Here is a 22,683-nt window from a genome sequence, read left to right as displayed (position 1 = left end):
GATTTATCAATCATTTAATTATGAAAAAAATCAAATTAAATAAAGGGTTATCCTTTACTAAAGAGATTATTAGCAAATTAAATGAAGATCAATTGTCTTATTTAAAAGGAGGTGGCGCCAAAGGATGTACAGGTAGTTCTTCGAAAACCGATAACTGCTCTTGTCGTCATCATTCTTGTGTAGAAACCATTAAGTAATCAATTAATTGATAATTAAAGTTTTTTGATAAGAACAAGAGAGGGACATCTTCTCTTGTTCTTTTACCCTTCTTTTTATGAATAAAGTTTCATGACGCAATAATAAAAAATAGAGGCAATTAATACGTATATAACAATGCCCTCATTTTTACCATAAAGCATAAATTTTAAAATATAATGTAACCGTATAAAAGCATGCGTAAGACACAAATTTCAGCTATAGAACAAGCATTAGTTCAAAATCAAAACTTTTTGAATGTCAAAGGTGTAAATCTAGGCGTTACTGGTGGGACCTTAGGTCTTTCCTTATTCTATTATTACTACTACCTATATACAAATGAAGAAAAGTATATCGATAAAATTATGTTTCACCTCAATAAAGCTTTTGAGGGCATAAGTTCTGATTATCAAGGGTATTTTATTGCTTTGGATATGATAGAAATTGTACAGTTTCTATATTTTATTAAAGACAAAGAGTTGATTGATGATGATATTAATGAATATTGCCAAGGTTTTGATGAGTGGATCTATAAATTTCTAGATATAAAAGTAAAAGAGAAAGAATTAGATCCTTACGGAGGTATCATCAAAGTAGGCACTTATTTCTTAGAAAGGAGTAAAGATATAGAAGTAACCCATATTATAGACAATATTTTAACTCTTATAGAAGAGTGGGCAACTACAGATGGATTAAAAAAAGAGGAAATTAGTTTTGACTATAATTTTCTAGATAAAAAATGTAAAGAAGTAGGTAAAGGGCATGGTGTTGCTGGGATAGTTTTTTTCTTGCTTCAAGTACATGAAAAAGGTTTTTTTAAAGACCGGTGTAAAAAAATAATAACCCCTGCCATTCAGTTTTTATTGAATCGAAAACTTACCAAAGGCACCAATCTATTTCCTTATAACTCGGATAGTACCATGACTTACGAATATAGCAATTTAAGCTATGGAGATATGGGGATAGGATATACATTATATCACGCCGGAAGAATACTTAACAATGAAACATATAGCACTCAGGGAATAGAAACAATGCTCAATTTGTCAACATTTAGAGATGACAAAGAAGAAAAAATTTACGATGCAAATTTGATTTATGGTGCAGCAGGTATTTACTCTTTATTTCGATTATTTGAAGAATATCATCCCAATAAAGCGTTTACGCAAGCAAGCGAATATTGGTTAGACAGAGTCATGGCATTTGGAACTAAGAACACAAAATGGGCAGGTTATAAAACCTTTTATAACGGAGAACAAAATGAATTACAACTGTGTTTTGATCAGGGGATATGTGGGATAGGCATCACCTTGATTTGTAAAGAGCTTAATATACTACCCGATTATCTAAATTTTGTGAATTACAATTTTATCTAAAATGGAACCAAAAATCAAAGAAATTACAGAAACGTTTAACACCAAGCTGTTTAATAAAGATTTTACCAAAGAAGACGTTAGAGATGGACTTTTCGAAGGACAATTAGGGATTTTATATTATTTGTTTAATCTCTATAAAATAGAGCAAACTGATATTGTCGCAGATAAAATATCAGAAATTTTAAATGATGTTTTCTCCAGAGTATCAGAAGGGAATTACCTAATATCTGTTTCAACTGCATTTTCTTATGGGTTAAGTGGATTTGGATATATCACCAACGAATTGGTGAAAAATGGTATTCTTGAAGAAGATGTTTTGTCCTTTTTTGATGATATAAATGATTATATCTATGAAGCTGCTCTAAAAGACTTTGAAAAAGGAAACTTTGATTTTATGGAAGGTTTTCCTGGGGCATTACATTACTTACAAAGTATTGATCATACACATTGCGCTTCTTTAATAGATAAAATGCATGATGCGTTAGGACAGACCAAATACCCTTTCTATAATCACATTACAGAATTGTACAATAAAGGGATCAATTTTGGCATAGCTCATGGGATATTAGGGATACTAACAGTCATGTTAGAGATCTTTGAAAAAGATAAAACTAATCCCAAAGTAAAAGATATTATTACCCATTGTCTTACTGTGATTTTTGAATCTAAGAAAGAAGCAAAAGCGTATGGTATAACAACATACTATCCTTATAACCTTTTTTATGATGGTGATGAGCTGGTATCGCACCCAACAAATAGATTAGCTTGGTGCAGCGGAGATCTTGCGGTTGCTTTGGTGCTATACAAAGCTGGAATTTTGTTGAATAGAGAAGACTGTATTTCTCTATCAAATATGTTAGGAAAAACGAGTATAGAAAGAAAAACAATAGAAGAAACAGGGATACATATGTCTATGTTTTGCCATGGTACTTCTGGAGCTGCCTGTATGTATAAAAAATTATATGAATTAAGTAACAACGATATATATCGACAGGCATATCAATACTGGCTTACAGAGACCGTAAGCTATTTGGAAAAAGAAGTGAATGATAGTAATGACAACTACTATAATATGCTCTTAGGGTATCCAGGAGCAATATTGACAATTAATAACCATAGTGATGCCATTATGGGGTGGGATAAAATATTTTTAATATAAGACAGATCATGAAACAAGCCAAAACAAAATTTTGATACATATCGAAAATGATTATTTGGCGAGTTCTGTCTGACATCCAAAACAATAGTATAAACAGATGAAAATAGGTATATTAGAACAAGGCAAGCGCTCTAGAAATGAGAATAGCCTAACAACTATAGAAGATATTATAGAATATGCATTAAAAGCAGATGAATTGGGCTTTTCTCGCTTTTGGTTAACAGAGCATCATTATTCCTTTGTGTCGCATTCATATTCTAATCCAGACATATTGATTTCAATAATTGCCGGAATGACAGAAAATATAAGTGTAGGTTCTGCAGGAGTGCTTGTGAACTTATATCCCCCACTTTCGGTAATTAGCAATTATAAATTAATGAACAATCTGTTCCATGACAGAATTGATCTGGGGCTTGCAAATTCTTTAACCGATATACCTTATGTCAATAAGATGTGCAATCAAGAGACAAAGGATGTACATTTTAGTGAAATTTTTAAAAAAAATGTGACAGAAATGTCCGCACTTATTCATAACGAAGAAAAGTATTTTCGTGATGAAGGCGTTGTGATTCCTCCTTTTAAAGGAGTAAAACCCAACTTATGGTATCTGGCGACATCTTATAAAAGCTCAGAGTTTGTTATCAAAAACAAGCTTAATCTTTGCCGAAGTATTTTTCATAATCGAGGCCAAAAGCTTCATAATGTAAATTATGATAAAGATCAACTCATAAAATTTAAACACGATTTTAAAGAAAGAAATGGATTTAATCCTAAGATATCTTTGTCACTTGCCTTTTATATGTCAGAGTCACTTTCGCAGTCCAGAAATGTTGTCGATAATATGAGTGTAACAGAAGCAGGTATTAATCAATCTCCTTATGTCGTTATTCCTACCACACCAACACATTTTTATGATTTACTATACGATTATAAAGATAAGTTCGGAATAGAAGAGTTTATTCTATATGATTTGGGTAGAGATAATCAAAAAAAGATAGAAAACCTGCAAATCACCTCAGAAATGTTTAACCTTAAAAGTGTAGTAATGTCATGAAAAATATAAAACATATCAATGAGGCTATATTACGAGAACCGTCATATGACTATAGTAAATATGCAGAGATTCCCGACTCTGATAAGGAAGTAGCTATTTTTGTAAAATCTTTGTTCGAAGATGATTTTTTTAAACAAGCATTATTTCTGGCTTCTCCACAATTATACCAACAGTGGAAAAAATCTATTGTAGAAGATAACTGGTCCGATGATAAAAAAAGTAGTATTCATAGAAGTATTATCAAATACTATATTAGAATTTCTACGAGATGTACTCCTTTTGGATTGTTCTCAAACTATACAAATATACCTCCAGAAGAAAGAATACAAGAGATTGATCACCAAGAAGGTGTTCAAAAATATGCTAGTATTGATTTACTGTTTTTATATGCTGTTGTAAATGCCTTAAACAAAAACCATGTACTTAGAAGTGTTCTAAAGTATACTCCTAATAATTCGATGTATAAAATAGGAGAGAATTATCGATATGTTGAGGTGTCTTATAAACATACCAAACGTTTTCATGGATTAACCTCATTAGAATCTGATGAGATTATAGAATTAATATTTTCAGAAATCCAGAATAAACCTATAACAATTAAAGAACTAGGCACCCTATTATTTGATGCCATTGAGGGAGTTACCTATGAAGATGTGGTGTCCTATATACATTCGTTGATAGATGCTCAAATAATAACCAGTGATTTAGATATCGGGCTTAATGAAAGTTCACCCATTGTACAACTTGTGTCTTTTCTAGAAAGACATCTGTCGACTATTAATGAAGATAATTACCTGCAAAAAGTATATAACACCCTAAAGGCACTAAATGAAAAGATTGATATTATCAATGAGGGTAAAACAACTTTGTCAATAGACTTTTATAAGGATATATTTAAAATTGCAGATGCATTAGAGATCTCTTATGAAAAGCAGTTTTTGATTAATATTAATCTAAGGAAAAATCATGTTAATGAAACACAAAAATCATTAACACCTCATGATTACAAGTTATTGCATAAAGCAATAGAAACGTTATCCTTGTTTAGTGCTCCGGTTGCCAGTGAAGATTCTAAATTAAGTAATTTTAAGAAGGCGTTTTACGAAAAATATGAAGAAGCAGAAGTATCCTTAACAACTGCCTTAGACAATGAGTTAGGAGTAGATTATAAAGGTAATGATGAACATTTTAATGCTTTTTCTACATTGATAGATGATATTATTTGGGAAGGAGGAAATGTCAACCAGGAAGAAATAAAGTTTAATCGTAAACAGCATACATTCTGGAATACTCTTTTTCATAAATCATATATCGAAGGAAAGAAAGCAATAGATCTGTCAAAAGAAGATCTGAGTGCTTTCGAACCTTTGGTAGATGAACTCCCTACTACATTTAGTGCCATGGTAAGTAAAGTGAATAATAAACTCTTAATGCATTCTGTAGGAGATAATGCATTAAATATGATAGGTAGGTTTACCAATTTAGATGAGCGGTTGACTCCAATGGTTACTAACATAATAGAAAAAGAGAAAAAATTTAATCCAAATAGTATTCAGGCAGAATTCATACACCTCCCAAATGATAGAGATGCCAATATTTTGGCCAGGAAAATTAATCGAGATATAGAAATTCCGTTTTTATCAAAACAATCTAATGAAACAAATAGTATACTCCTTAGTGATTTATACATTAGCCTCTATAACAATCGTTTTATTTTAAGAAGTAAGACTCACAATAAGATAGTGAATGTGTACAACTCTAATGCACATAACTATAAGTATGATTCGTTACCAGTTTATGAGTTTTTATGCGATTTACAGTTCGATTCGAAAATAAGAGGGTTAGGACTTAATATTGGAGGAGTTAATGTGAATTGTTTTAAGTTTTTTCCTCGAGTTACTTATGGAGAAGAAGTTATTTTATCACCTGCAACCTGGAAACTTAATCTTACAGATCTAGAGGGAGTAGAAAACAAAAAAACAGGCAAGTTCTCTTTTGTAAAGTTTGAAGAGTTTAAAAAGAAGTATGATATACCAAGATATGTGTATCTAGCAGAAGGAGATAATCAGTTACTCATCGATACTAAAAACGAATTTTTAACGCAATACATTTTTGAAGTTTTAAAGAAAAATGAAAGAATTGTACTGATAGAAGTTTTTGATGATTTAAGCAAACCAAAGAATCTATATGCCAATGAATATATAGTGCCTTTTGTAAATGAAAAAGAAAGAGAACATCTTGTTTTTGATAAAAAAGTAGAAAAAGATAAAGTTCAAAGAAAATTTATCCCTGGGGATGAATGGCTGTACTATAAAATTTATTGTGGTATTAAGTCTGCAGATATCATTTTAAGTGACATTATTGCTCCATTAATAGAAGAATTAAAAAAAGAACAATTAATAGAAAAATGGTTTTTTATTAGGTTTAATGACCCTGATTTTCATTTAAGGATTCGATTTAAATACAACAAAAATATAGCAGGAAGTATCGATAAAATAGCCACATGTTTTAAGCATTATATGAAAAGCTATGTAGATAATCATTTTATAAACAAAATAGAATTATCAACTTATATAAGGGAGCTAGAAAGATACGGAGGTGATTTAATCGATGAAGCCGAAACTATTTTTCATTATGACAGTGATATGGTAATGTATCTGGTAAGTAAGCTTCGAGAAAATCGGCAAGAAAAAGAGCGATGGGTACTTTCTTTAAAAGCTATTGATGGGTATCTCAGAATGTTTAAGCTATCGAGTAAAGAAAAACTAACAATTGCTCAAGGACTTTATAGCTCTTTTCAGAAAGAGTTTAGTGCTTCAAAAAACATGAGGAAGCAGATCGATAAAAAGTTTCGATTGTATAAAGATGATATAATCGAAAGCATGAAGGCAGAAGAAAATGAATATGCATACATCATAAATGCAAGGAATAGAAGCATAAGTGATCATATAGAAAAATTGCTAAATGTAGAAAAGAGACAGTTAGTATATTTCCTGAATAGTTTTATTCATATGACTATTAATAGAATTGCTATTTCTAATCCCAGAATGCATGAACTAGTACTTTATGGGTTGCTAGAAAAATTCTATAGGGTAGAAGTTTATCAAAAAAATAAGCCAGAAATTATTTATTAGAAAAAGCTAAACCATGAAATTTATACCACAAAAAGACCAAATGGACTGCGGACCTGCATGTTTGGTTATGGTCGCTAGTATTTACGGAAAAAAATACCCATTAGATTACATTAGAGATTTATCATATATCACCAGAGAAGGGGTTTCGTTATTAGGAATAAAAGAGGCAGCTACCAGAATTGGTTTTGACGCGTTTGCAGCAAAACTAACCTCACAGGATTTGATAGAAAAAAGATATAAGTCGCTCATAATACACTGGAATCAGAATCATTTCGTGGTGCTATGTGGTGTGAAGAAAAATCTTTTCAAAGGGGAGTATATGTTTAAAATAGCCGATCCAACCCATGGCGTTATATCATTAACCCAAGAAGAGTTCGAAAAAGGATGGTTGCCAGATGAACAAGAAGGAATAGTGTTGTTCTTAGAGCCAACAGAAGAATTTTATAAGTTAGCGCCTCAGAAGCAAAATAAAACCTCTATAAAATACCTTTTAAACTATCTTACTGCTTATAAAAAACAACTGGTGCAAATGTTTGCATTGTTGTTGGTAGGAAGTGGTATCACATTGATCTTTCCTTTTCTTACACAACATCTTATAGATAAGGGGGTTAATGCCAAAGATTTAAATATTATAGGATTAGTATTGGTAGCGCAATTGGTATTGTTTTTGGGGTCGATTACAATAGAGATTGTAAGAAACTGGTTGGTTTTGTATGTGGGAACCAAAATGAGTATCAGTATCATATCAGATTTTTTAAAGAAAATTTTACAGCTTCCTATTAAGTTTTTTGATACCAAAATGATGGGGGATTTTCAACAGAGAATTCAGGATAATGAACGCATAGAAAAATTCTTAACTTCAGAAAGTTTGATCACTTTTTTCTCTATGATCACATTCTTAGTATTCTTTGGAGTGTTATTATACTATGATTATAAAATCTTATTGGTGTATATAACCTTAACCGCGGTAGCAATTCTGTGGTCATTGTTTTGGTTAAAGAAGCGAAAATACTTGGATTACTTTCGTTTTCAACAGCGTAGCGATAACCAGGATTCTATATATGAAATACTAAATGGAGTAACCGAAATGAAACTAAATCAGTTCGAAAGTTTCAAAAGAAAAAAATGGGAAGAAATTCAGAAAAAACTTTTCAAGGTTAATATTCGTATTTTAAAATTAGATCAATTACAGCTTTCGGGGTTTCAGTTTTTAAATCAGGTTAAAAACATTATAGTTACGTTTATGGCAGCCAATTATGTGGTGCACGGGCAGATGACTATCGGTGAGCTCTTAAGTGTGTCCTATATTATTGGAGAAATGAATTCTCCTATCTATCAATTGGTTAATTTTTTTAGATCATTACAGGATGCAAAGCTAAGTATAGAAAGGTTAAATGAAGTACAAAACCATCCTAAAGAAGAGGTAACAGATTTACTAAAGATATCAGATATAGATAATATTCTTATAAATAATGCAAAAAAAGACATTGTTTTATCGAATGTAGATTTTCAATACGAAGGGCCTAAATCTCCTTTTGTATTACAAAATATTAATTTTTCAATATTAAATGGAAAAACTACCGCAATTGTAGGAGCAAGTGGAAGTGGGAAAACTACCTTAATGAAGTTGTTATTAAAGTTTTATGAACCCATTCGGGGTGATATACAAATTCATAATACCAATTTATCTGATGTTTCTGCCAATAGCTGGAGAGGAAATTGTGGGGTGGTAATGCAGGATGGGTATATTTTTTCTGAAACTTTAGAAAGAAATATAGCTATGGGAGATGAAGAAATCGATAGTGAAAAACTGGCGCATGCAATTAGAGTTGCCAATATAGGCGACTTTGTAGAATCCTTACCTCTTAAATTAAAAACTAAGATTGGCGCAGCCGGTAATGGAATTTCTGGAGGGCAAAAACAAAGAATTTTGATAGCGCGAGCTGTTTACAAGAACCCTAGTTATATTTTCTTTGATGAAGCGACAAGTGCTCTTGATGCCGAAAATGAGAAAATTATACATGACAACCTTCAATCCTTTTTTAAGGGAAAAACCGTTTTGATTATTGCGCATAGATTAAGTACGGTGAAAAACGCAGATCAAATAATAGTGTTGCGAAACGGGAGAATAGTAGAACAAGGAAATCACCAACAATTGGTAGAAAACCAATCTGATTACTTTAGTCTGGTAAAAAACCAATTAGAGTTAGGAGTGTGATAAAAATCTAAACCTATTAACTCGATAAGAAGATTATTTCTTTCTAAAATAAACAGATACGGGTACCCCGTTAAAATCAAACTCTTTACGCAATTGGTTTTCTATAAAGCGTTTATAAGGATCTCTTATATATTGAGGTAAATTACAAAAGAATGCAAACTGTGGTTGTGGTGTTGGCAATTGTGTAATGTACTTGATTTTCACATATTTTCCTTTATAGGCAGGAGGTGGATTACGTTCTATGATTGGTAAAAGCGTATCATTTAACTCACTTGTTTTAATTTTTTTAGACCTGTTTTTATACACATCGACAGCTGTCTCAATAGCTTTAAAAATTCGTTGTTTTGTCAATGCCGAAATAAATACAATAGGTACATCGGTAAACGGTTCTATTTGTTTACGAATATATTTCTCAAAATCTTTTAAGGTATTACTTTCTTTATTTTCAACAAGATCCCATTTGTTGACTAGGATAACGATCCCTTTACGATTTCGTTCTGCTAACCAAAAAATGTTTTGTACTTGTCCATCAAAACCTCTGGTTGCATCTAATAAAAGCAAGCAGACGTCACTGTGTTCTATGGCTCGAACAGATCTCATTACAGAATAAAACTCTAAATCTTCTTTTACCTTCGATTTACGTCGAATACCCGCAGTATCTACAAGGTTAAAATCAAACCCAAAACGATTGTATTTGGTATCTATGGCATCTCTGGTAGTTCCTGCAATATCGGTTACAATATATCTTTCTTCACCTATTAGCGCGTTGATAAAAGATGATTTTCCTGCATTAGGTCTACCTACCACAGCAAATCTTGGTAGATCATCACGATCGTCTTCTGCCTTTTCTGGTAACGTTTTTACTAGTTCATCCAAAAGCTCACCTGTTCCACTTCCGTTAATACTAGCTATAGTATAGTAGTCTCCTAATCCTAGATTATAAAACTCTACCGCATTTGCAACTCTCATTGCATTATCAACTTTGTTAACTACCAAAAACACAGGTTTTTTGACACTACGTAGTAGTTTAGCAACGTCTTCATCCATACCTGTGATTCCTGCTTCAACATCTACCATAAAGATAATGGCATCGGCCTCATCAATGGCAAGTTCTACTTGTTTGTCAATTTCAGCTTCAAATATATCGTCACTACCTAGAACGTATCCACCGGTATCAATTAGAGAAAATTCCACACCGTTCCAGTCACTTTTTCCATAATGACGGTCACGAGTAACACCACTTACAGCATCTACGATAGCCTCTCTTCTTTGAATTAATCGATTAAAGAAAGTTGATTTTCCTACATTAGGTCGCCCTACAATTGCCACTATACCACTCATTGAGATCTATTCTAAAATTTTGTGCAAAATTAGCCTTTTTATTTTAGAACTTAAGGAGTTTCTGGTTTATAATATTGGATCCTAAAAATATAGGAAACAAATTCTTAAATACTCGTTTTAAAAAATGGTAAAATAGAAAAGAAGGCAGCTTTTTTAGAAGGTGAAAAAATGTAAAAAATAAAAAGCCCAAAGACCATTTGGTAGGTCTATGAGCTTTTCATAATTGATAGTCAGTCAGTGAAATAATTACTTACTTCAAAGATACCAAGTATTATAGATAAGTTGGTTACTGTAAAACAACAAACTTTTTATGGAGGGGTTACTTTACCTCATAAATAGCAACAGTATTAGATACTTCGTTGGTTATTATCACAAGATTATTACCCGTTGGACTATGCTTTTTCTTAACTGTAATTAAGCCTTCAGGCGAGATGTCTTCTACATCACGAAGCCACTCTATAAATTTAGGATTAGAAGGGTGAGAGATGTCATATACAAGTACCCCTCCAGTTCTTTCAAGACCAACAAAAAGTAAAGTTTTGTTTTTGATTTTTAGAGTGGCTACAGCTTCTGGTTCTGCTCCTTTATCATCAGATCTTCCGTCTGTTTTACTACCTTCATTACTGTTAAATGCATTTGGATCAAGATCAAAAATAGTTTTACCAATTTGATCACCACTATCGTATATAACAGCTCCAGAGGTAGACCAGATGGTAAAAGATCTTGCTCCATAGGCATAAATCTCATCAAAATCACCATCGTTATCGATATCTCCATTTGCGGTAGTTGTTTTTAGCCTACCAAGGTTTTCATTTAATTGTAGTGTGGCAGCGTCAGGAAAAATGGTTGGGTCCAAAGTAAGATCTTTTACTCTTACCTCTTCAGAATATCCATCATAGTCTCTAGCATCTCCTTCGTTAGCAGTAATTAAATACCTTCCCCCTCTAATTTTAGCATATGTAATAGCATCTGGGTGGTAAAAACCTAAAACAGGCCAGTTTTTGAAATTACCAACAATGTTATCTTTATCACTGGCATCTATTTGATTACCTGATAAAGAATAATCTTTTACACCTAATCCAACAATATCTGTAATTGTTTTTGTTTGTAAATTTACGATGGCGATTCCGTTATTCTCTTGTAAAGTAACATAAGCGGTTTTAGAATCATGAGAAACCGCTATATATTCTGGTTCAACGTCTTGGGCCAAAGTTGCATTTGGTCCAAAAACTCTAAATCCATTACCTATTGTTTGGCCATTAAAAGCAGAAAACCCTAAGGTTGAAATTTGCCCTGTAGCAACTTCAATGATCGTTATCGAACCTTCTGGGTCATTGGTGTATTCGTCATTTGGCTCTCCTTCGTTTGCAACAACAATATATTGACCATTTGGACTAAATGTTACCATATCGGGTAATGCTCCAGCGGGATATGTGTTAAGTAATGCTTGTGAATCAGAATTATATACAGCAATAGTACCATTGGCTTGTTTATTAGATGCATTTTCTAGAGCAACAGCAACTAATCCGTTATGAATCGAAACACTGTTAGGAATACCTGTTAATGCTATATCAGTTCCTTGTATTGGCGAACCAGGATTGGATATATTCCATACAGAAAGTTCAGAATCGTTTGGGTTGACCACAAAAAGTTTTCCTGTAGATGGATCAAAAGCAGAGATTTCTGCAAATCCTTCGTCTCCTGTTCCGTTAGTAAATCCTCCTATTTTGGTAAATGTAAGAGAATTGTTGTTTCCTCCTCCTGTGTAATCGTCAAGATCACATGCTGTGAATAATGATAATACTGTAGCCGAAAAAAGGATGGTTTTGTTAAAGAAATTCATTATTGAAGATGTTTTACGTGATTAAAACCTCAAATATTAATAACAAGTGTATCCCCAATGTTAAGTAAAGGGTAAATTAAAAATATTATTCGTTGTGGATTGTCTCTTTTGAGAAGGTCTAAAGCACGAAACAATTTTTACTTCTCTATCTTCATATATTCTTAAACTATAAAAATAAGTTCAATTAACAAGTAATTTTAAGGAGGAAAGAAGGTTAATTGTTATATCCAAATCGTTTTAATTGACGTTCGTTATTACGCCAGTTTTTATTGATTTTCACATATAATTCGATATGGATTTTTTTGCCAAAAAAGTGCTCAAGGTCTTTACGAGCTTCAGTACCTACTTTTTTTAGTGCAGCTCCCTTATGACCAATAATAATCCCTTTTTGAGATTCGCGTTCTACCATAATAACAGAACGAATTCTGATGATATCTTCATCTTCTATAAACTCCTCTGTTTCTACCTCGACAGAATAAGGAATTTCTTTTTTATAGTGCAGTAATATTTTTTCGCGAATGGCTTCATTTACAAAAAAGCGTTCAGGCTTATCGGTAAGTTGATCTTTCGGGTAAAAAGGCGGTGACTCTGGTAAAAGTTCAACGATTCGATCAAAAACTTCTTTGACGTTAAATTTTTCAAGTGCAGATATGGGATACATTTCTGCATTAGGTACTTTTTGTGCCCAAAATTGAACTTGTTCTTCCAGTTGTTCCTGGTTAGACTGATCAATCTTATTAATTAGTAAAAGTACAGGGATTTTTGCGTTGGTGATTTTTGTAAAAAAAGCTTCGTCCTTAAGCTCTTTTTCTCCAATTTCTATCATATAAATAAGTACATCGGCATCTTCGAAAGCAGATTTAACAAACCCCATCATAGATTCTTGCAACTCATAAGCAGGTTTGATAACACCAGGGGTATCTGATAAAATAACCTGAAAATCATCACTGTTTACGATGCCTAGGATACGATGTCTGGTCGTTTGAGCTTTTGACGTAATTATGGATAATTTCTCTCCTATAAATGCATTCATCAATGTGGACTTACCTACATTAGGATTACCTATAATATTTACAAAACCAGCTTTATGCCCCATATACTTATAATTTGATGCAAAGGTAGATGAATTTATTTATAAATTATGATAATAATATAATATTGGCAAAGTCTATATCAATGCGCATAAAGTGTAAATAATCCTTAAAATGAAGACGAAATCCACTTTTTAATTAATTTTTCTTAAATTTATCTTAAGTTACGTTTTCAAAACCCCGTGAAAACAAGTTTTTAAACCATAAATCTTGGGATCATTTGGAATATAATTTTTTCTTCTTCACACATTTCTTAAACAAAAAAAATCTTCTTTTTTTTTGTATTTCAATAATGGTGTGTTTCTCTGTTTTTTCTCAAGATCATGATAAACGTATCGCTAAAGCAGATGAAAACTTTGAATCATTTGCCTATATAGATGCAAGAGCAATTTATGAAGAGGTCATAAAACAAGGGTATTCTTCTCCTGATTTGTATGCTAAACTTGCAGATTCTTATTACTTTACCAGTAACTTGGAGGATGCAGTAGGATGGTATGAAAAGTTAATAGAAGTTAGTGGTAATAGTTTAAATCCAGAATATTTATTTAGATATTCTCAAAGCCTTAAAAGTGTAGAACGTTATCAAGAGGCCGATGACACAATGGAAGAGTTCTATAAGCTTACCGATAATGATAAAAGAGCAAAATATTTTATTGAAAAAAAGGACTATCTAGATTTTATAGAACTGCAATCTGGAAAATTTGAAATGTTTTCTTTAAACATTAATACCAAAAACTCTGAATATGCACCAAGTTTTGATGCTAATGGTAAAATCGTTTTTGCGTCCTCTAGAGAAAAAATTAATAATCCTGCCAAGTTACACAAGTGGGATAAAATGCCTTTTTTAGATATTTTTTCTTCAGAAGTAAAACCGGATAGTATAGGTTTAAAAGAACCGGTAAAATTAAAAGGCAAAATAAACACCAAGTTTCACGAATCATCCACAAGTTTTAGTCGGGATGGTAGTACAGTTTATTTTTCTAGAAATAATTATACCAACAATAAATTGGGAACCAGTAAAAAAGGAGTAGTTCTTTTAAAATTATATAAGGCAACGCTGGTAGATGATAAATGGACAGATATTACCGAGCTACCGTTTTGCAGTGATAATTATTCGGTATCTCACCCCTCATTAAGTGCAGATGGGAAAAAATTATATTTTGCAAGTGATATGCCTGGTACCTATGGTAAATCAGATTTGTATGTGGTAGATGTGTTGGGAGGAGGAAAGTTTGGTAAACCCAAAAACCTTGGTGAAACTATTAATACCGAAGGAAGAGAAACTTTTCCGTATTTAAGTGATAGTGGCAGACTATTTTTTGCTAGTGATGGTCATGTAGGTTTAGGCGGATTAGATGTTTTTGTGGCAGAACCAGAAGAGTCAGGTTTTTCTGATGCATATAATGTTGGTAAGCCAATAAATAGTCCTAAAGATGATTTTACTTTTGTTCTCAATGAAAATACGAAAATAGGATATTTTGCCAGTAATAGAAGAGGAGGTAAGGGTAATGACGATATCTATAGTTTTAAACAAAAAGAAGAATTAATCACTTCTTGCAGACAGTATATTGAAGGTGTTATTGTAGATAGTGAAACAAATACACCGCTTTCTAGTGCAGATTTATCATTATGGGATGAAAATAGAGAGATGATTAGTAGAATGATATCTGATACGAACGGAAAATTTAGAATTACTGTGGATTGCGAAAAACAATTCGCTATTCAGGTAGGATTAAATTCATATGCTCCAGAAAATATAACGATTAAAACTACAGATGTTCTAGAATATACACATTCTATAGTTATTCCTCTACAGGCTATAAAAGCAGATGTACTATCTCCAGAAGCATTAGTAAATGTTGGAGATGACTTAGGAAAAACATTGCTGCTAGAGCCTATTTATTTTGGGCTTGATGATTCAACGATTACTCCAGAAACCGAAATAGAATTGCAAAAGATAATTGCAGTCATGAAAAAGTATCCCGATTTAAAAATAGAAGTTCGCTCGCATACCGATAGTAGATCTAGTTATTGGTATAATAAAAAGCTAAGTGTAAAAAGAATGAGAGCTACGGTAAGGTATATCATAAGAAAGGGAGGAATTCTTTGGAAAAGAATTCATGGTAAAGCTTATGGAGAAAGAAGATTGATTAATGAATGTGGGAATAATGTGCCTTGTTCTGAAGAAAAACATCAAGAAAACAGACGAAGCGAATTTATAGTAAGGAAATAAAGGTGTTGGTTTCTCAATTCTTAGTTAATATTTTGAGACTTTATGTTTTTAAAGTAACCTTTGGCCATTTCGTTTACTTTTGGAGCCAATACCAATCCAGAAACTATAGTAGGAATAGCCATAAGCGCAAAAGCACTATCAATAAGATTAATAGCAAATTCTATTTTTACTACTGCAGCTACAATAATAGATAGAATATAGATATAATTATAATAAACACCATACTTGGGCTTTGTTAAAAAACCTAAACAAGTAGTGCCATAATAAGAATAAGAAAATAAGGTAGATAGTGCGAATACCAATACCATGATAATAACCACAATATCCCCCAAACCGTAGGGTAGTACAGCATTAAAAGCTTCTAGTGTGAGAGAAATTCCATTATCATTTGTTGTTTGCCATACTCCTGTAGAAAGAATCGCAAGCGCTGTTAATGTACAAACCAATAGAGTGTCTATTGCAGGACCAATCATAGCGACCAATCCTTCTCGTATGGGTTCATTCGTTTTTGCCATACCGTGCATCATAGGAGCTGTACCAATACCTGCCTCATTAGAAAAAGCAGCCCTTTTCACTCCTGTTTTAATAAGATATCCTAAAGCCCCACCAGCAGCCGCTTTTCCCGAAAATGCATCTGATAAAATAAGTAGAAACATTTCGGGTATTTTTTCGATTTGCAATATTAATATCGTTATTACGGTAATAAAATACAGGCCAACCATAAAAGGAACTAATTTACTGGCAACAAAACCTATTCTTTTAATACCGCCTAATATGACTAATGAGGCAATACCTGCCAGCACTATTCCAATATGCCATTTATAAGTTTCTTCCCAATCAAATACATCTATTATAGTTTGTGTTAGTTGATTTGCTGTAAAGGCAGGTAAAGTGCCAATTAACCCAGCTAGAGCAAATATGATGGCGAGAGGTTTCCACCTATTTCCCATTCCGTTAATGATCACATACATGGGACCACTTAATAAAGCACCATTGGTGTCTTTTGATCGATACATCACTGCAAGCGAGCAAGTATAGAATTTGGTGGCCATCCCAATCAAAGCACTAATCCACATCCAGAATATGGCTCCGGGGCCACCCATTACAATTGCTACAGCAACCCCACTAATATTACCCATGCCAACAGTTGCTGCCAAAGCAGAAGATAATGCCTGAAAATGACTAAGGTCTCCTATGTCATTTTTTTTATCATACTTTCCTCTTAGGACATCGATTGCATGTTTAAAATAGAGAAAAGGAGTAAATCTTGAATAGACAAGAAAAAATAAACCACCTCCTATAAGAAGAATCAATAAAGGCCAATCCCATATCCAAGGGCTAAAGGCTGCAAAAAAACGTTCTACGGTTTTAAACATAAACTAAAGATAAGGCGATTCTTATTACAAATTACGAATCTCTTATAAATCTAGGTTTATCAATGCCTCTGTCATACATAATAATACTTCCGGCAACAGCTACATTGATACTTAATTCGGATTTGAATTTTATTAAAAACTTTGATTTTTCGATTGCTTTTTTTGATAATCCATGATCCTCTGCCCCTAATAAATAAACACACCGTTTAGGATGTTTGAACGTTTCTAGTGATTCGGCATTTTCATCAAGTTCAACACCAACCAACATTGCCCCTTTAGGAAGGTGTTTATAAAAATCTTCGAAAGAATCATAATGAAAATAGGGCATTGATTTTACCGCATTGTGAGTGTCACAAGCTTGTTTTGCATATCGGTTCCCAATGGTGAAGATAAAACTAGCACCCATATTTTGAGCAGAACGCCATAAGACACCTAGATTTTCGGGTGTTTTTCCATTCTGAATACCGATTCCAAAAAACTCATTCTCAAAATTGTCTATCATAATCGCAAAAATAGCAACTCTACAGGATTATACAACTACCAATTTTACCCATTAGCTATGAGACTATCTTTAATAGCTTTTGTTACCCATTCATTAGGGATCATATCAATGGTTAGGTTAATCCTTTCTGTGGCTCCCAAATTATCTATTTTATGTGAATCAGTAAGTTTTAAATACCAACATTCTCCCGGTTGTAGAGGCACCTCGGTACCATTCAAATAGAATGTTACTTGGTTATTCGTATAAATAGGAATTGTAAGTCTTATTAGAGATTTATCTATTTCTAATCCCAAAGTTGGATCGGTATGTTCTTTTACGATAGCGCCTGGTGCTAAACGAAGTAATCTAACCAATGTTACCTTGGTGTGTTTGCGAAAACTATCTACTACACTTTTAAGATACGGAGATGATTTGAGTGCTTTTGTGTCTAGCCATTCTGTCCATGAACCATCTGCATAGTCTCCAGAAGGAGGAGGTATTGGAAGTGATGTATCTACAATATGAGAAGGTGCTCGTAATTGTATCACACTATAATATTCAAAATGTAATAACTCTAAAGCTCTGCATTCATCTAACATTTTTACTGGGTCAAAAGTAAAAGGAAGTTTAATTCTGTCTTTGTTTTTAATATTGATTTCTTTGATAGGTATCATATATTATTATTTCTATTAATATAATTTGTGAATTCCTCTTAAATAGGAAAAGAGGTAAGTTGGTAACATCACTTTTATTAAAAAAGAGAATCACTAAGATACTTATAAATCGTTAGAGTTAATATATTTATGTCTTCTATAAATACTATAATTATTGTTGTTTTCTTACCCCCATAACCAAAAGCCATAGGCATAATGAAAATTCTCCTAAGTTGGCAGGAAGGGTAGCGTATTGTAAGATTATAGAAGGATGATCGGGGAAAAGAAAATACCTAAAGAAATCAACAAAGTCACCAATACATCCTAACATTAAAAGAATACCTATTGTTTTGGGAAACATATTTGATTTATAAACAAGATATCCTAATGGGAATAGGTATAAGCCATAGAATATTTGAGCAATGAAATACCCTTTGGTATGCAAATTCATAAAGAGGAGTACCAGTGCTTGTCGTTGTTCTAATGTAAAAGCATTTAGATAATCTACGTCTTCGGTTATTAATAGAACTGCGAGTTGATTAAGCATATTTACACATAAAATAGCAACCGAAATTATTACCGATAACACCATTATTCTAGCATAGTTTTTGTGTATCTGTTTAAGTAAAGGATACAGCATCATAACAAACAAAAAATAGGCAGTAGACATTAATAAATCACTTATTGCTCCCAGGCTAAACAACATTTTTGAAGACAAGATATTATCCCAGGTTGTTTCGGGGGTATTATAGATGATCAATTTTTGACGAACAAACATCTCTGCAAACATGCCACAGCATACTACTATTAAAAAAAATAGGCCTGCTATTCGTGCATTTTTTTTGATACTATTCATGTGAATTCAGTTTTAAGAATTTATGTACTAGTAATAGACCAGCAATTTTTACGCTTATTTGAAGGGCGATTTTTTCATGTTCATGAATTATAAATGTCTTCATAAGGATGATTTGAAGCTTCGATAGAATTAGGTTCGAGTAATGATTTACCTTAAAAGACGCAGAAGTTTTAAGAAAGGTTGTCTAACAAAATTAAAAGTAGAATTAAACCTTTTTGTAATCGGAGAGTCTAAGACATAAGAACCCAAAATACTAAGGACATGAAAAATATAATTAGAATAATTTTACCAGTTTTATTAGTTGGATGTTTGACCACTTCTTGTGCAACTACAATACAAGCGGCACCAACCCAAGATGTGGTTATTACCAAAGTGCATCATCCCAAGGTGATTGTACATAAAAATGTACGCTATTATAGAAGTAAGGGTAAATGGTATGTTAAAAAAGGTAAAGTATATAGAAGAGTGAAAGCACCTATAGGAGCTAGAATGGTGACTTTACCAAGAGGGTACAAGGTGATAAAAATAAGAGGGGTAAAGTATTATACTTATAACGGAGTATACTATAAAAGATCAGGAAAGAAATATATTATTGTTACTGTTTAGTTTTTTTAGTTAGTTGGAATGATTAGTGGGTAGGTGATCGGTTACTACCCACTATTTGTTTTTAAAAATAGGTAAATAAGTATTGCTAAAAAATTATTACCATGCTTCTTCAATCTTTATACGGGCACCGTTTTGATAAGAAGCTATAAAGGCATTTCTAAAACCTAAACTAACCAACTCTCTTCGGAAACGTTTAGCCTCGTTAAGTGTTTCAAAATTTCCTAATGCATATTTATTGAAATTTCCACTTTTTATTTCTTTAAAATTCACAAAGTTTTCAGAATACATAGACAAATCTTTGTCCTCGAAAGCACCAATCTGCACGGCATAAATGAGCTTATCTTCTAAAGAACCTGCAGAACCCGATTGACTTTCTTGATTGTCAATTTCCTGATTCATGGCCATGTTTTTGATAGTTTCTTCAAGCTCAACTATTTTATCATCCCGAGTCTTAACCTCTGCATTGTATTTTTTTTGTGTAATAGCATTTTTTGGAGTGCTAAAATTCATAAGATAGACAGTGCCGGCAACGCCCAAAAGCGCAATAATCCCAAGTATGATAGCGGCTATTTTAAATTTCTGAGAGTTCTCTCGCTCATCTTTTACTGCTTTATTACGAGCATAATCTATAGCACGTTTTGATTCTTCGGCTTTTTCTATTTGATCTTTGTAACCTTGTAATTCTTCGTCTGTTATAAATGGCATCTGATTAGTCTTTTTAGATACTCAAATATAAAGGATTCTTTGTAAACTCCAAGGCTTTGTGGTATTTAGCATTCTGGAACAGTATAAGAAAGGATGTGTTAAAACAATGAAAGTAAGTGAATGCCATAATTCGAATTAAGATTTATTTAATTGTTGGCTAATATTTAAGTTGAATACAGAGAATACTTTTGACTTATAAAATTTAAAATGACAAAATACTTAGAAGAGATATAATACTCTTTTAATGAAAATTTTGAAGGAGTTATTTTATGTGAAATAACTTCTTTAAGTTAGGGTTAATTAAAGTAGAAAACGCGGCTCAACAGCCGCGTTTTTGTTTTGTAAGATGTTGAAATAATGAGCTTTAAAGTAAAGTGTGTTATTACTCTGCAACTTCTACGATAAGACTATCTTCTGTTTTTGTTACTTTGGTTAGTCCAAGTTTAGAAAGACCTTTCATTCCTTTGTCCCATCCTTTATTACTAAGTCCTGCGGCATCCTTAAGCTCGCTTAACGACATACTTTTCTCTTTTTTAAGAATATCAAAGATTGCTTTTTCGTTATCGTTTAGCGTTACTTGCTTCTTCTCGGGTCTCATTTGTGGGAAAAACAACACTTCTTGTATCGACTGATTGTTGGTAAGGTACATAATCAAACGATCCATACCAATTCCTAATCCAGAAGTAGGAGGCATCCCATATTCTAAAGACCTAATAAAATCTTGATCTATAAACATTGCTTCATCATCTCCCTTTTCACTTAGTTTTAATTGTTCTTCAAAACGTTCACGTTGATCGATAGGATCATTAAGTTCTGAGTAGGCGTTCGCAATTTCTTTACCACATACCATCAATTCAAAACGCTCTGTAAGTTCTGGATTATCTCTATGTTCTTTACATAAAGGACTCATTTCTTTTGGATAATCGGTGATGAAAGTAGGCTGGATATATTGTCCTTCACATTTTTCTCCAAAAATCTCATCGATTAACTTCCCTTTACCCATAGTATCATCGACTTCGATTCCCATTCCTTTTGCAGCCTCTCTAATTTCATCTTCAGATTTACCAGTAATATCAAAACCTGTAAAGTGTTTGATAGAGTCTGCCATGGTTATCCTTGCATACGGAGCTTTAAAATCAATTTTATGCGCTCCAAAGGTGGCTTCTGTGGTTCCGTTAACAGCAATGGCGCAATGCTCCAATAATTTTTCGGTAAAATCCATCATCCAGTTATAATCCTTATAGGCAACATAAATTTCCATAGCCGTAAATTCAGGATTATGAGTACGATCCATTCCCTCGTTTCTAAAGTTTTTAGAAAACTCATAGACTCCGTCAAAACCACCAACAATTAATCGTTTTAAGTATAATTCATTTGCAATCCTAAGGTATAGAGGGATGTCAAGTGCATTATGGTGCGAGATGAAAGGGCGTGCAGAAGCACCCCCAGGTATTGGTTGTAAAATAGGAGTTTCAACTTCAAAATATCCACGGTCATTAAAGAAATTTCGCATAGCATTAAAAAGCTTTGTCCTCTTTACAAAAACCTCTTTTACATGTGGGTTTACAATTAGATCAACATAGCGTTGACGATATCTCAATTCTGGATCAGAAAAAGCATCATATACTTTCCCATCAGCATCGGTTCTGGGTTGAGGTAGTGGCTTAAGAGTTTTACTTAACAAAGAAAAATCCTTAACCAATACTGTTTTTTCTCCAACCTGAGTAGTAAAAAGTTCTCCTTCAATTCCTATAAAATCACCTATGTCTAATAGTTTTTTATAGATTTCATTGTATTTGGTTTTATCTTCATCAGGGCATATTTCGTCTCTGTTAAAATAAACTTGTATACGTCCATTGGCATCCTGTAGTTCTGCAAAAGATGCTTTACCCTGTATTCTTCTTGACATTAGTCTACCTGCGATTACCACCTTTTTACCTTCTTCGAATTTATCCTTTATCTGTTTAGAAGTATAATCCACCGGGTATAACGATGCCGGATAAGGATTGATGCCTAAATCGCGTAATGCGCTTAACTTCTCTCTTCTTACAAGTTCTTGTTCTGATAATTGCATAAATTCTATGTTTTAAAGGCACAAAAATAGCCTATTTGAAGAATTTAAAGAAAAGTCTGCATAAAAACTTTTAGTATCTAAACTTTGTTTTTAGAAGGCATACCCAAATAGGTTCAAAATCTACCAAAAAAAGGTAGTAATTATTAAACATATCGTTCACCTATTAACATCATTTTTTAGATAATTTTACCCAAATTAATATACCCAAAAGGTTTATGTAAACCTTTCGGGTATTGTTTAATGATTGATGTTACGATCACATTAAATAATTAATAGAATAGCAAATTA

17 protein-coding genes are annotated in these 22,683 nt (G+C 32.7%); 8 read left to right on the top strand and 9 right to left on the bottom strand.

The window, feature by feature from the left end:
* The first annotated feature begins 20 nt into the window (after window positions 1–20).
* The 6 genes from ABW636_RS08545 to ABW636_RS08520 all read left to right on the top strand — a co-directional run bounded on the left by ABW636_RS08545 (window position 21) and on the right by ABW636_RS08520 (window position 9,136).
* On the top strand, window positions 21–197 hold the full coding sequence (locus tag ABW636_RS08545) for a class I lanthipeptide (protein ID WP_367589553.1): 177 nt from the start codon (window positions 21–23) through the stop codon (window positions 195–197).
* Between the two features lie 195 nt (window positions 198–392).
* The gene (locus ABW636_RS08540) at window positions 393–1,571 is read left to right on the top strand and encodes a lanthionine synthetase LanC family protein (protein WP_367589552.1); all 1,179 of its coding nucleotides are present in this window, start codon (window positions 393–395) and stop codon (window positions 1,569–1,571) included.
* A 1-nt stretch (window position 1,572) separates the two neighbouring features.
* Complete coding sequence (locus ABW636_RS08535; protein ID WP_367589551.1) at window positions 1,573–2,730, top strand: lanthionine synthetase LanC family protein; 1,158 nt, start codon at window positions 1,573–1,575, stop codon at window positions 2,728–2,730.
* A 97-nt stretch (window positions 2,731–2,827) separates the two neighbouring features.
* Window positions 2,828–3,784, top strand: coding sequence for an LLM class flavin-dependent oxidoreductase (locus tag ABW636_RS08530; RefSeq protein ID WP_367589550.1), 957 nt, complete (start codon window positions 2,828–2,830; stop codon window positions 3,782–3,784).
* Entirely contained in the window at window positions 3,781–6,918 is a 3,138-nt protein-coding gene (locus ABW636_RS08525) for a lantibiotic dehydratase (RefSeq protein WP_367589549.1), read from the top strand. The genes ABW636_RS08530 and ABW636_RS08525 overlap by 4 nt, the downstream gene beginning before the upstream one ends.
* Before the next feature lie 13 nt (window positions 6,919–6,931).
* Window positions 6,932–9,136 carry a peptidase domain-containing ABC transporter gene (locus ABW636_RS08520; protein ID WP_367589548.1) on the top strand — a complete coding sequence of 735 codons (2,205 nt, stop codon included), beginning with the start codon at window positions 6,932–6,934 and terminating at the stop codon, window positions 9,134–9,136.
* 33 nt (window positions 9,137–9,169) lie between these two features.
* Here the strand turns inward: ABW636_RS08520 and der are convergent, their stop codons facing one another.
* The 3 genes from der to era all read right to left on the bottom strand — a co-directional run bounded on the left by der (window position 9,170) and on the right by era (window position 13,416).
* Complete coding sequence (gene der, locus ABW636_RS08515) at window positions 9,170–10,477, bottom strand: ribosome biogenesis GTPase Der (protein WP_367589547.1); 1,308 nt, start codon at window positions 10,475–10,477, stop codon at window positions 9,170–9,172.
* A gap of 319 nt (window positions 10,478–10,796) precedes the next feature.
* Window positions 10,797–12,320: a choice-of-anchor I family protein gene (locus tag ABW636_RS08510; RefSeq protein ID WP_367589546.1), complete on the bottom strand. Its 1,524-nt coding sequence runs from the start codon at window positions 12,318–12,320 to the stop codon at window positions 10,797–10,799.
* Window positions 12,321–12,534: 214 nt separating this feature from the next.
* Window positions 12,535–13,416: a GTPase Era gene (era, locus tag ABW636_RS08505; RefSeq protein WP_367589545.1), complete on the bottom strand. Its 882-nt coding sequence runs from the start codon at window positions 13,414–13,416 to the stop codon at window positions 12,535–12,537.
* Window positions 13,417–13,703: 287 nt separating this feature from the next.
* Between era and ABW636_RS08500 the strand changes: the two genes are divergently transcribed.
* The gene (locus ABW636_RS08500) at window positions 13,704–15,644 is read left to right on the top strand and encodes an OmpA family protein (RefSeq protein ID WP_367589544.1); all 1,941 of its coding nucleotides are present in this window, start codon (window positions 13,704–13,706) and stop codon (window positions 15,642–15,644) included.
* Between the two features lie 20 nt (window positions 15,645–15,664).
* On the opposite strand, the gene ABW636_RS08495 is transcribed toward ABW636_RS08500, so the two are convergent.
* The 4 genes from ABW636_RS08495 to ABW636_RS08480 form a co-directional block, all read right to left on the bottom strand.
* Window positions 15,665–17,020, bottom strand: coding sequence for an alanine/glycine:cation symporter family protein (locus ABW636_RS08495; protein WP_367589543.1), 1,356 nt, complete (start codon window positions 17,018–17,020; stop codon window positions 15,665–15,667).
* Between the two features lie 31 nt (window positions 17,021–17,051).
* On the bottom strand, window positions 17,052–17,522 hold the full coding sequence (locus ABW636_RS08490) for an RNA methyltransferase (RefSeq protein ID WP_367589542.1): 471 nt from the start codon (window positions 17,520–17,522) through the stop codon (window positions 17,052–17,054).
* Window positions 17,523–17,566: 44 nt separating this feature from the next.
* Window positions 17,567–18,175: an aspartyl/asparaginyl beta-hydroxylase domain-containing protein gene (locus tag ABW636_RS08485; protein ID WP_367589541.1), complete on the bottom strand. Its 609-nt coding sequence runs from the start codon at window positions 18,173–18,175 to the stop codon at window positions 17,567–17,569.
* A gap of 151 nt (window positions 18,176–18,326) precedes the next feature.
* Window positions 18,327–19,010, bottom strand: a complete 684-nt coding sequence (locus ABW636_RS08480; RefSeq protein ID WP_367589540.1) for a DUF4386 domain-containing protein — start codon at window positions 19,008–19,010, stop codon at window positions 18,327–18,329.
* Between the two features lie 261 nt (window positions 19,011–19,271).
* Between ABW636_RS08480 and ABW636_RS08475 the strand changes: the two genes are divergently transcribed.
* Window positions 19,272–19,616 (top strand): DUF6515 family protein, encoded by a 345-nt coding sequence (locus tag ABW636_RS08475; protein ID WP_367589539.1) that lies wholly within the window; start codon window positions 19,272–19,274, stop codon window positions 19,614–19,616.
* 96 nt (window positions 19,617–19,712) lie between these two features.
* Here the strand turns inward: ABW636_RS08475 and ABW636_RS08470 are convergent, their stop codons facing one another.
* The gene (locus ABW636_RS08470; RefSeq protein ID WP_367589538.1) at window positions 19,713–20,321 is read right to left on the bottom strand and encodes an SPOR domain-containing protein; all 609 of its coding nucleotides are present in this window, start codon (window positions 20,319–20,321) and stop codon (window positions 19,713–19,715) included.
* Window positions 20,322–20,703: 382 nt separating this feature from the next.
* A complete protein-coding gene (gene lysS, locus ABW636_RS08465) occupies window positions 20,704–22,395 on the bottom strand; it encodes a lysine--tRNA ligase (RefSeq protein WP_367589537.1) in 1,692 nt (563 codons plus the stop codon).
* Window positions 22,396–22,683 lie beyond the last annotated feature (288 nt).

The sequence above is a fragment of the Aquimarina discodermiae genome, assembly GCF_040786235.1.
Lineage (GTDB): Bacteria > Bacteroidota > Bacteroidia > Flavobacteriales > Flavobacteriaceae > Aquimarina.
This window is presented reverse-complemented; position numbering and strand designations above follow the sequence as displayed.

Bases quoted from the DNA above. Each gene is read 5' to 3' on its own strand.
- ABW636_RS08545 (WP_367589553.1), top strand. From the start codon at position 21: ATGAAAAAAATCAAATTAAATAAAGGGTTATCCTTTACTAAAGAGATT.
- ABW636_RS08540 (WP_367589552.1), top strand. From the start codon at position 393: ATGCGTAAGACACAAATTTCAGCTATAGAACAAGCATTAGTTCAAAAT.
- ABW636_RS08535 (WP_367589551.1), top strand. From the start codon at position 1,573: ATGGAACCAAAAATCAAAGAAATTACAGAAACGTTTAACACCAAGCTG.
- ABW636_RS08530 (WP_367589550.1), top strand. From the start codon at position 2,828: ATGAAAATAGGTATATTAGAACAAGGCAAGCGCTCTAGAAATGAGAAT.
- ABW636_RS08525 (WP_367589549.1), top strand. From the start codon at position 3,781: ATGAAAAATATAAAACATATCAATGAGGCTATATTACGAGAACCGTCA.
- ABW636_RS08520 (WP_367589548.1), top strand. From the start codon at position 6,932: ATGAAATTTATACCACAAAAAGACCAAATGGACTGCGGACCTGCATGT.
- der (WP_367589547.1), bottom strand. From the start codon at position 10,477: ATGAGTGGTATAGTGGCAATTGTAGGGCGACCTAATGTAGGAAAATCA.
- ABW636_RS08510 (WP_367589546.1), bottom strand. From the start codon at position 12,320: ATGAATTTCTTTAACAAAACCATCCTTTTTTCGGCTACAGTATTATCA.
- era (WP_367589545.1), bottom strand. From the start codon at position 13,416: ATGGGGCATAAAGCTGGTTTTGTAAATATTATAGGTAATCCTAATGTA.
- ABW636_RS08500 (WP_367589544.1), top strand. From the start codon at position 13,704: ATGGTGTGTTTCTCTGTTTTTTCTCAAGATCATGATAAACGTATCGCT.
- ABW636_RS08495 (WP_367589543.1), bottom strand. From the start codon at position 17,020: ATGTTTAAAACCGTAGAACGTTTTTTTGCAGCCTTTAGCCCTTGGATA.
- ABW636_RS08490 (WP_367589542.1), bottom strand. From the start codon at position 17,522: ATGATAGACAATTTTGAGAATGAGTTTTTTGGAATCGGTATTCAGAAT.
- ABW636_RS08485 (WP_367589541.1), bottom strand. From the start codon at position 18,175: ATGATACCTATCAAAGAAATCAATATTAAAAACAAAGACAGAATTAAA.
- ABW636_RS08480 (WP_367589540.1), bottom strand. From the start codon at position 19,010: ATGAATAGTATCAAAAAAAATGCACGAATAGCAGGCCTATTTTTTTTA.
- ABW636_RS08475 (WP_367589539.1), top strand. From the start codon at position 19,272: ATGAAAAATATAATTAGAATAATTTTACCAGTTTTATTAGTTGGATGT.
- ABW636_RS08470 (WP_367589538.1), bottom strand. From the start codon at position 20,321: ATGCCATTTATAACAGACGAAGAATTACAAGGTTACAAAGATCAAATA.
- lysS (WP_367589537.1), bottom strand. From the start codon at position 22,395: ATGCAATTATCAGAACAAGAACTTGTAAGAAGAGAGAAGTTAAGCGCA.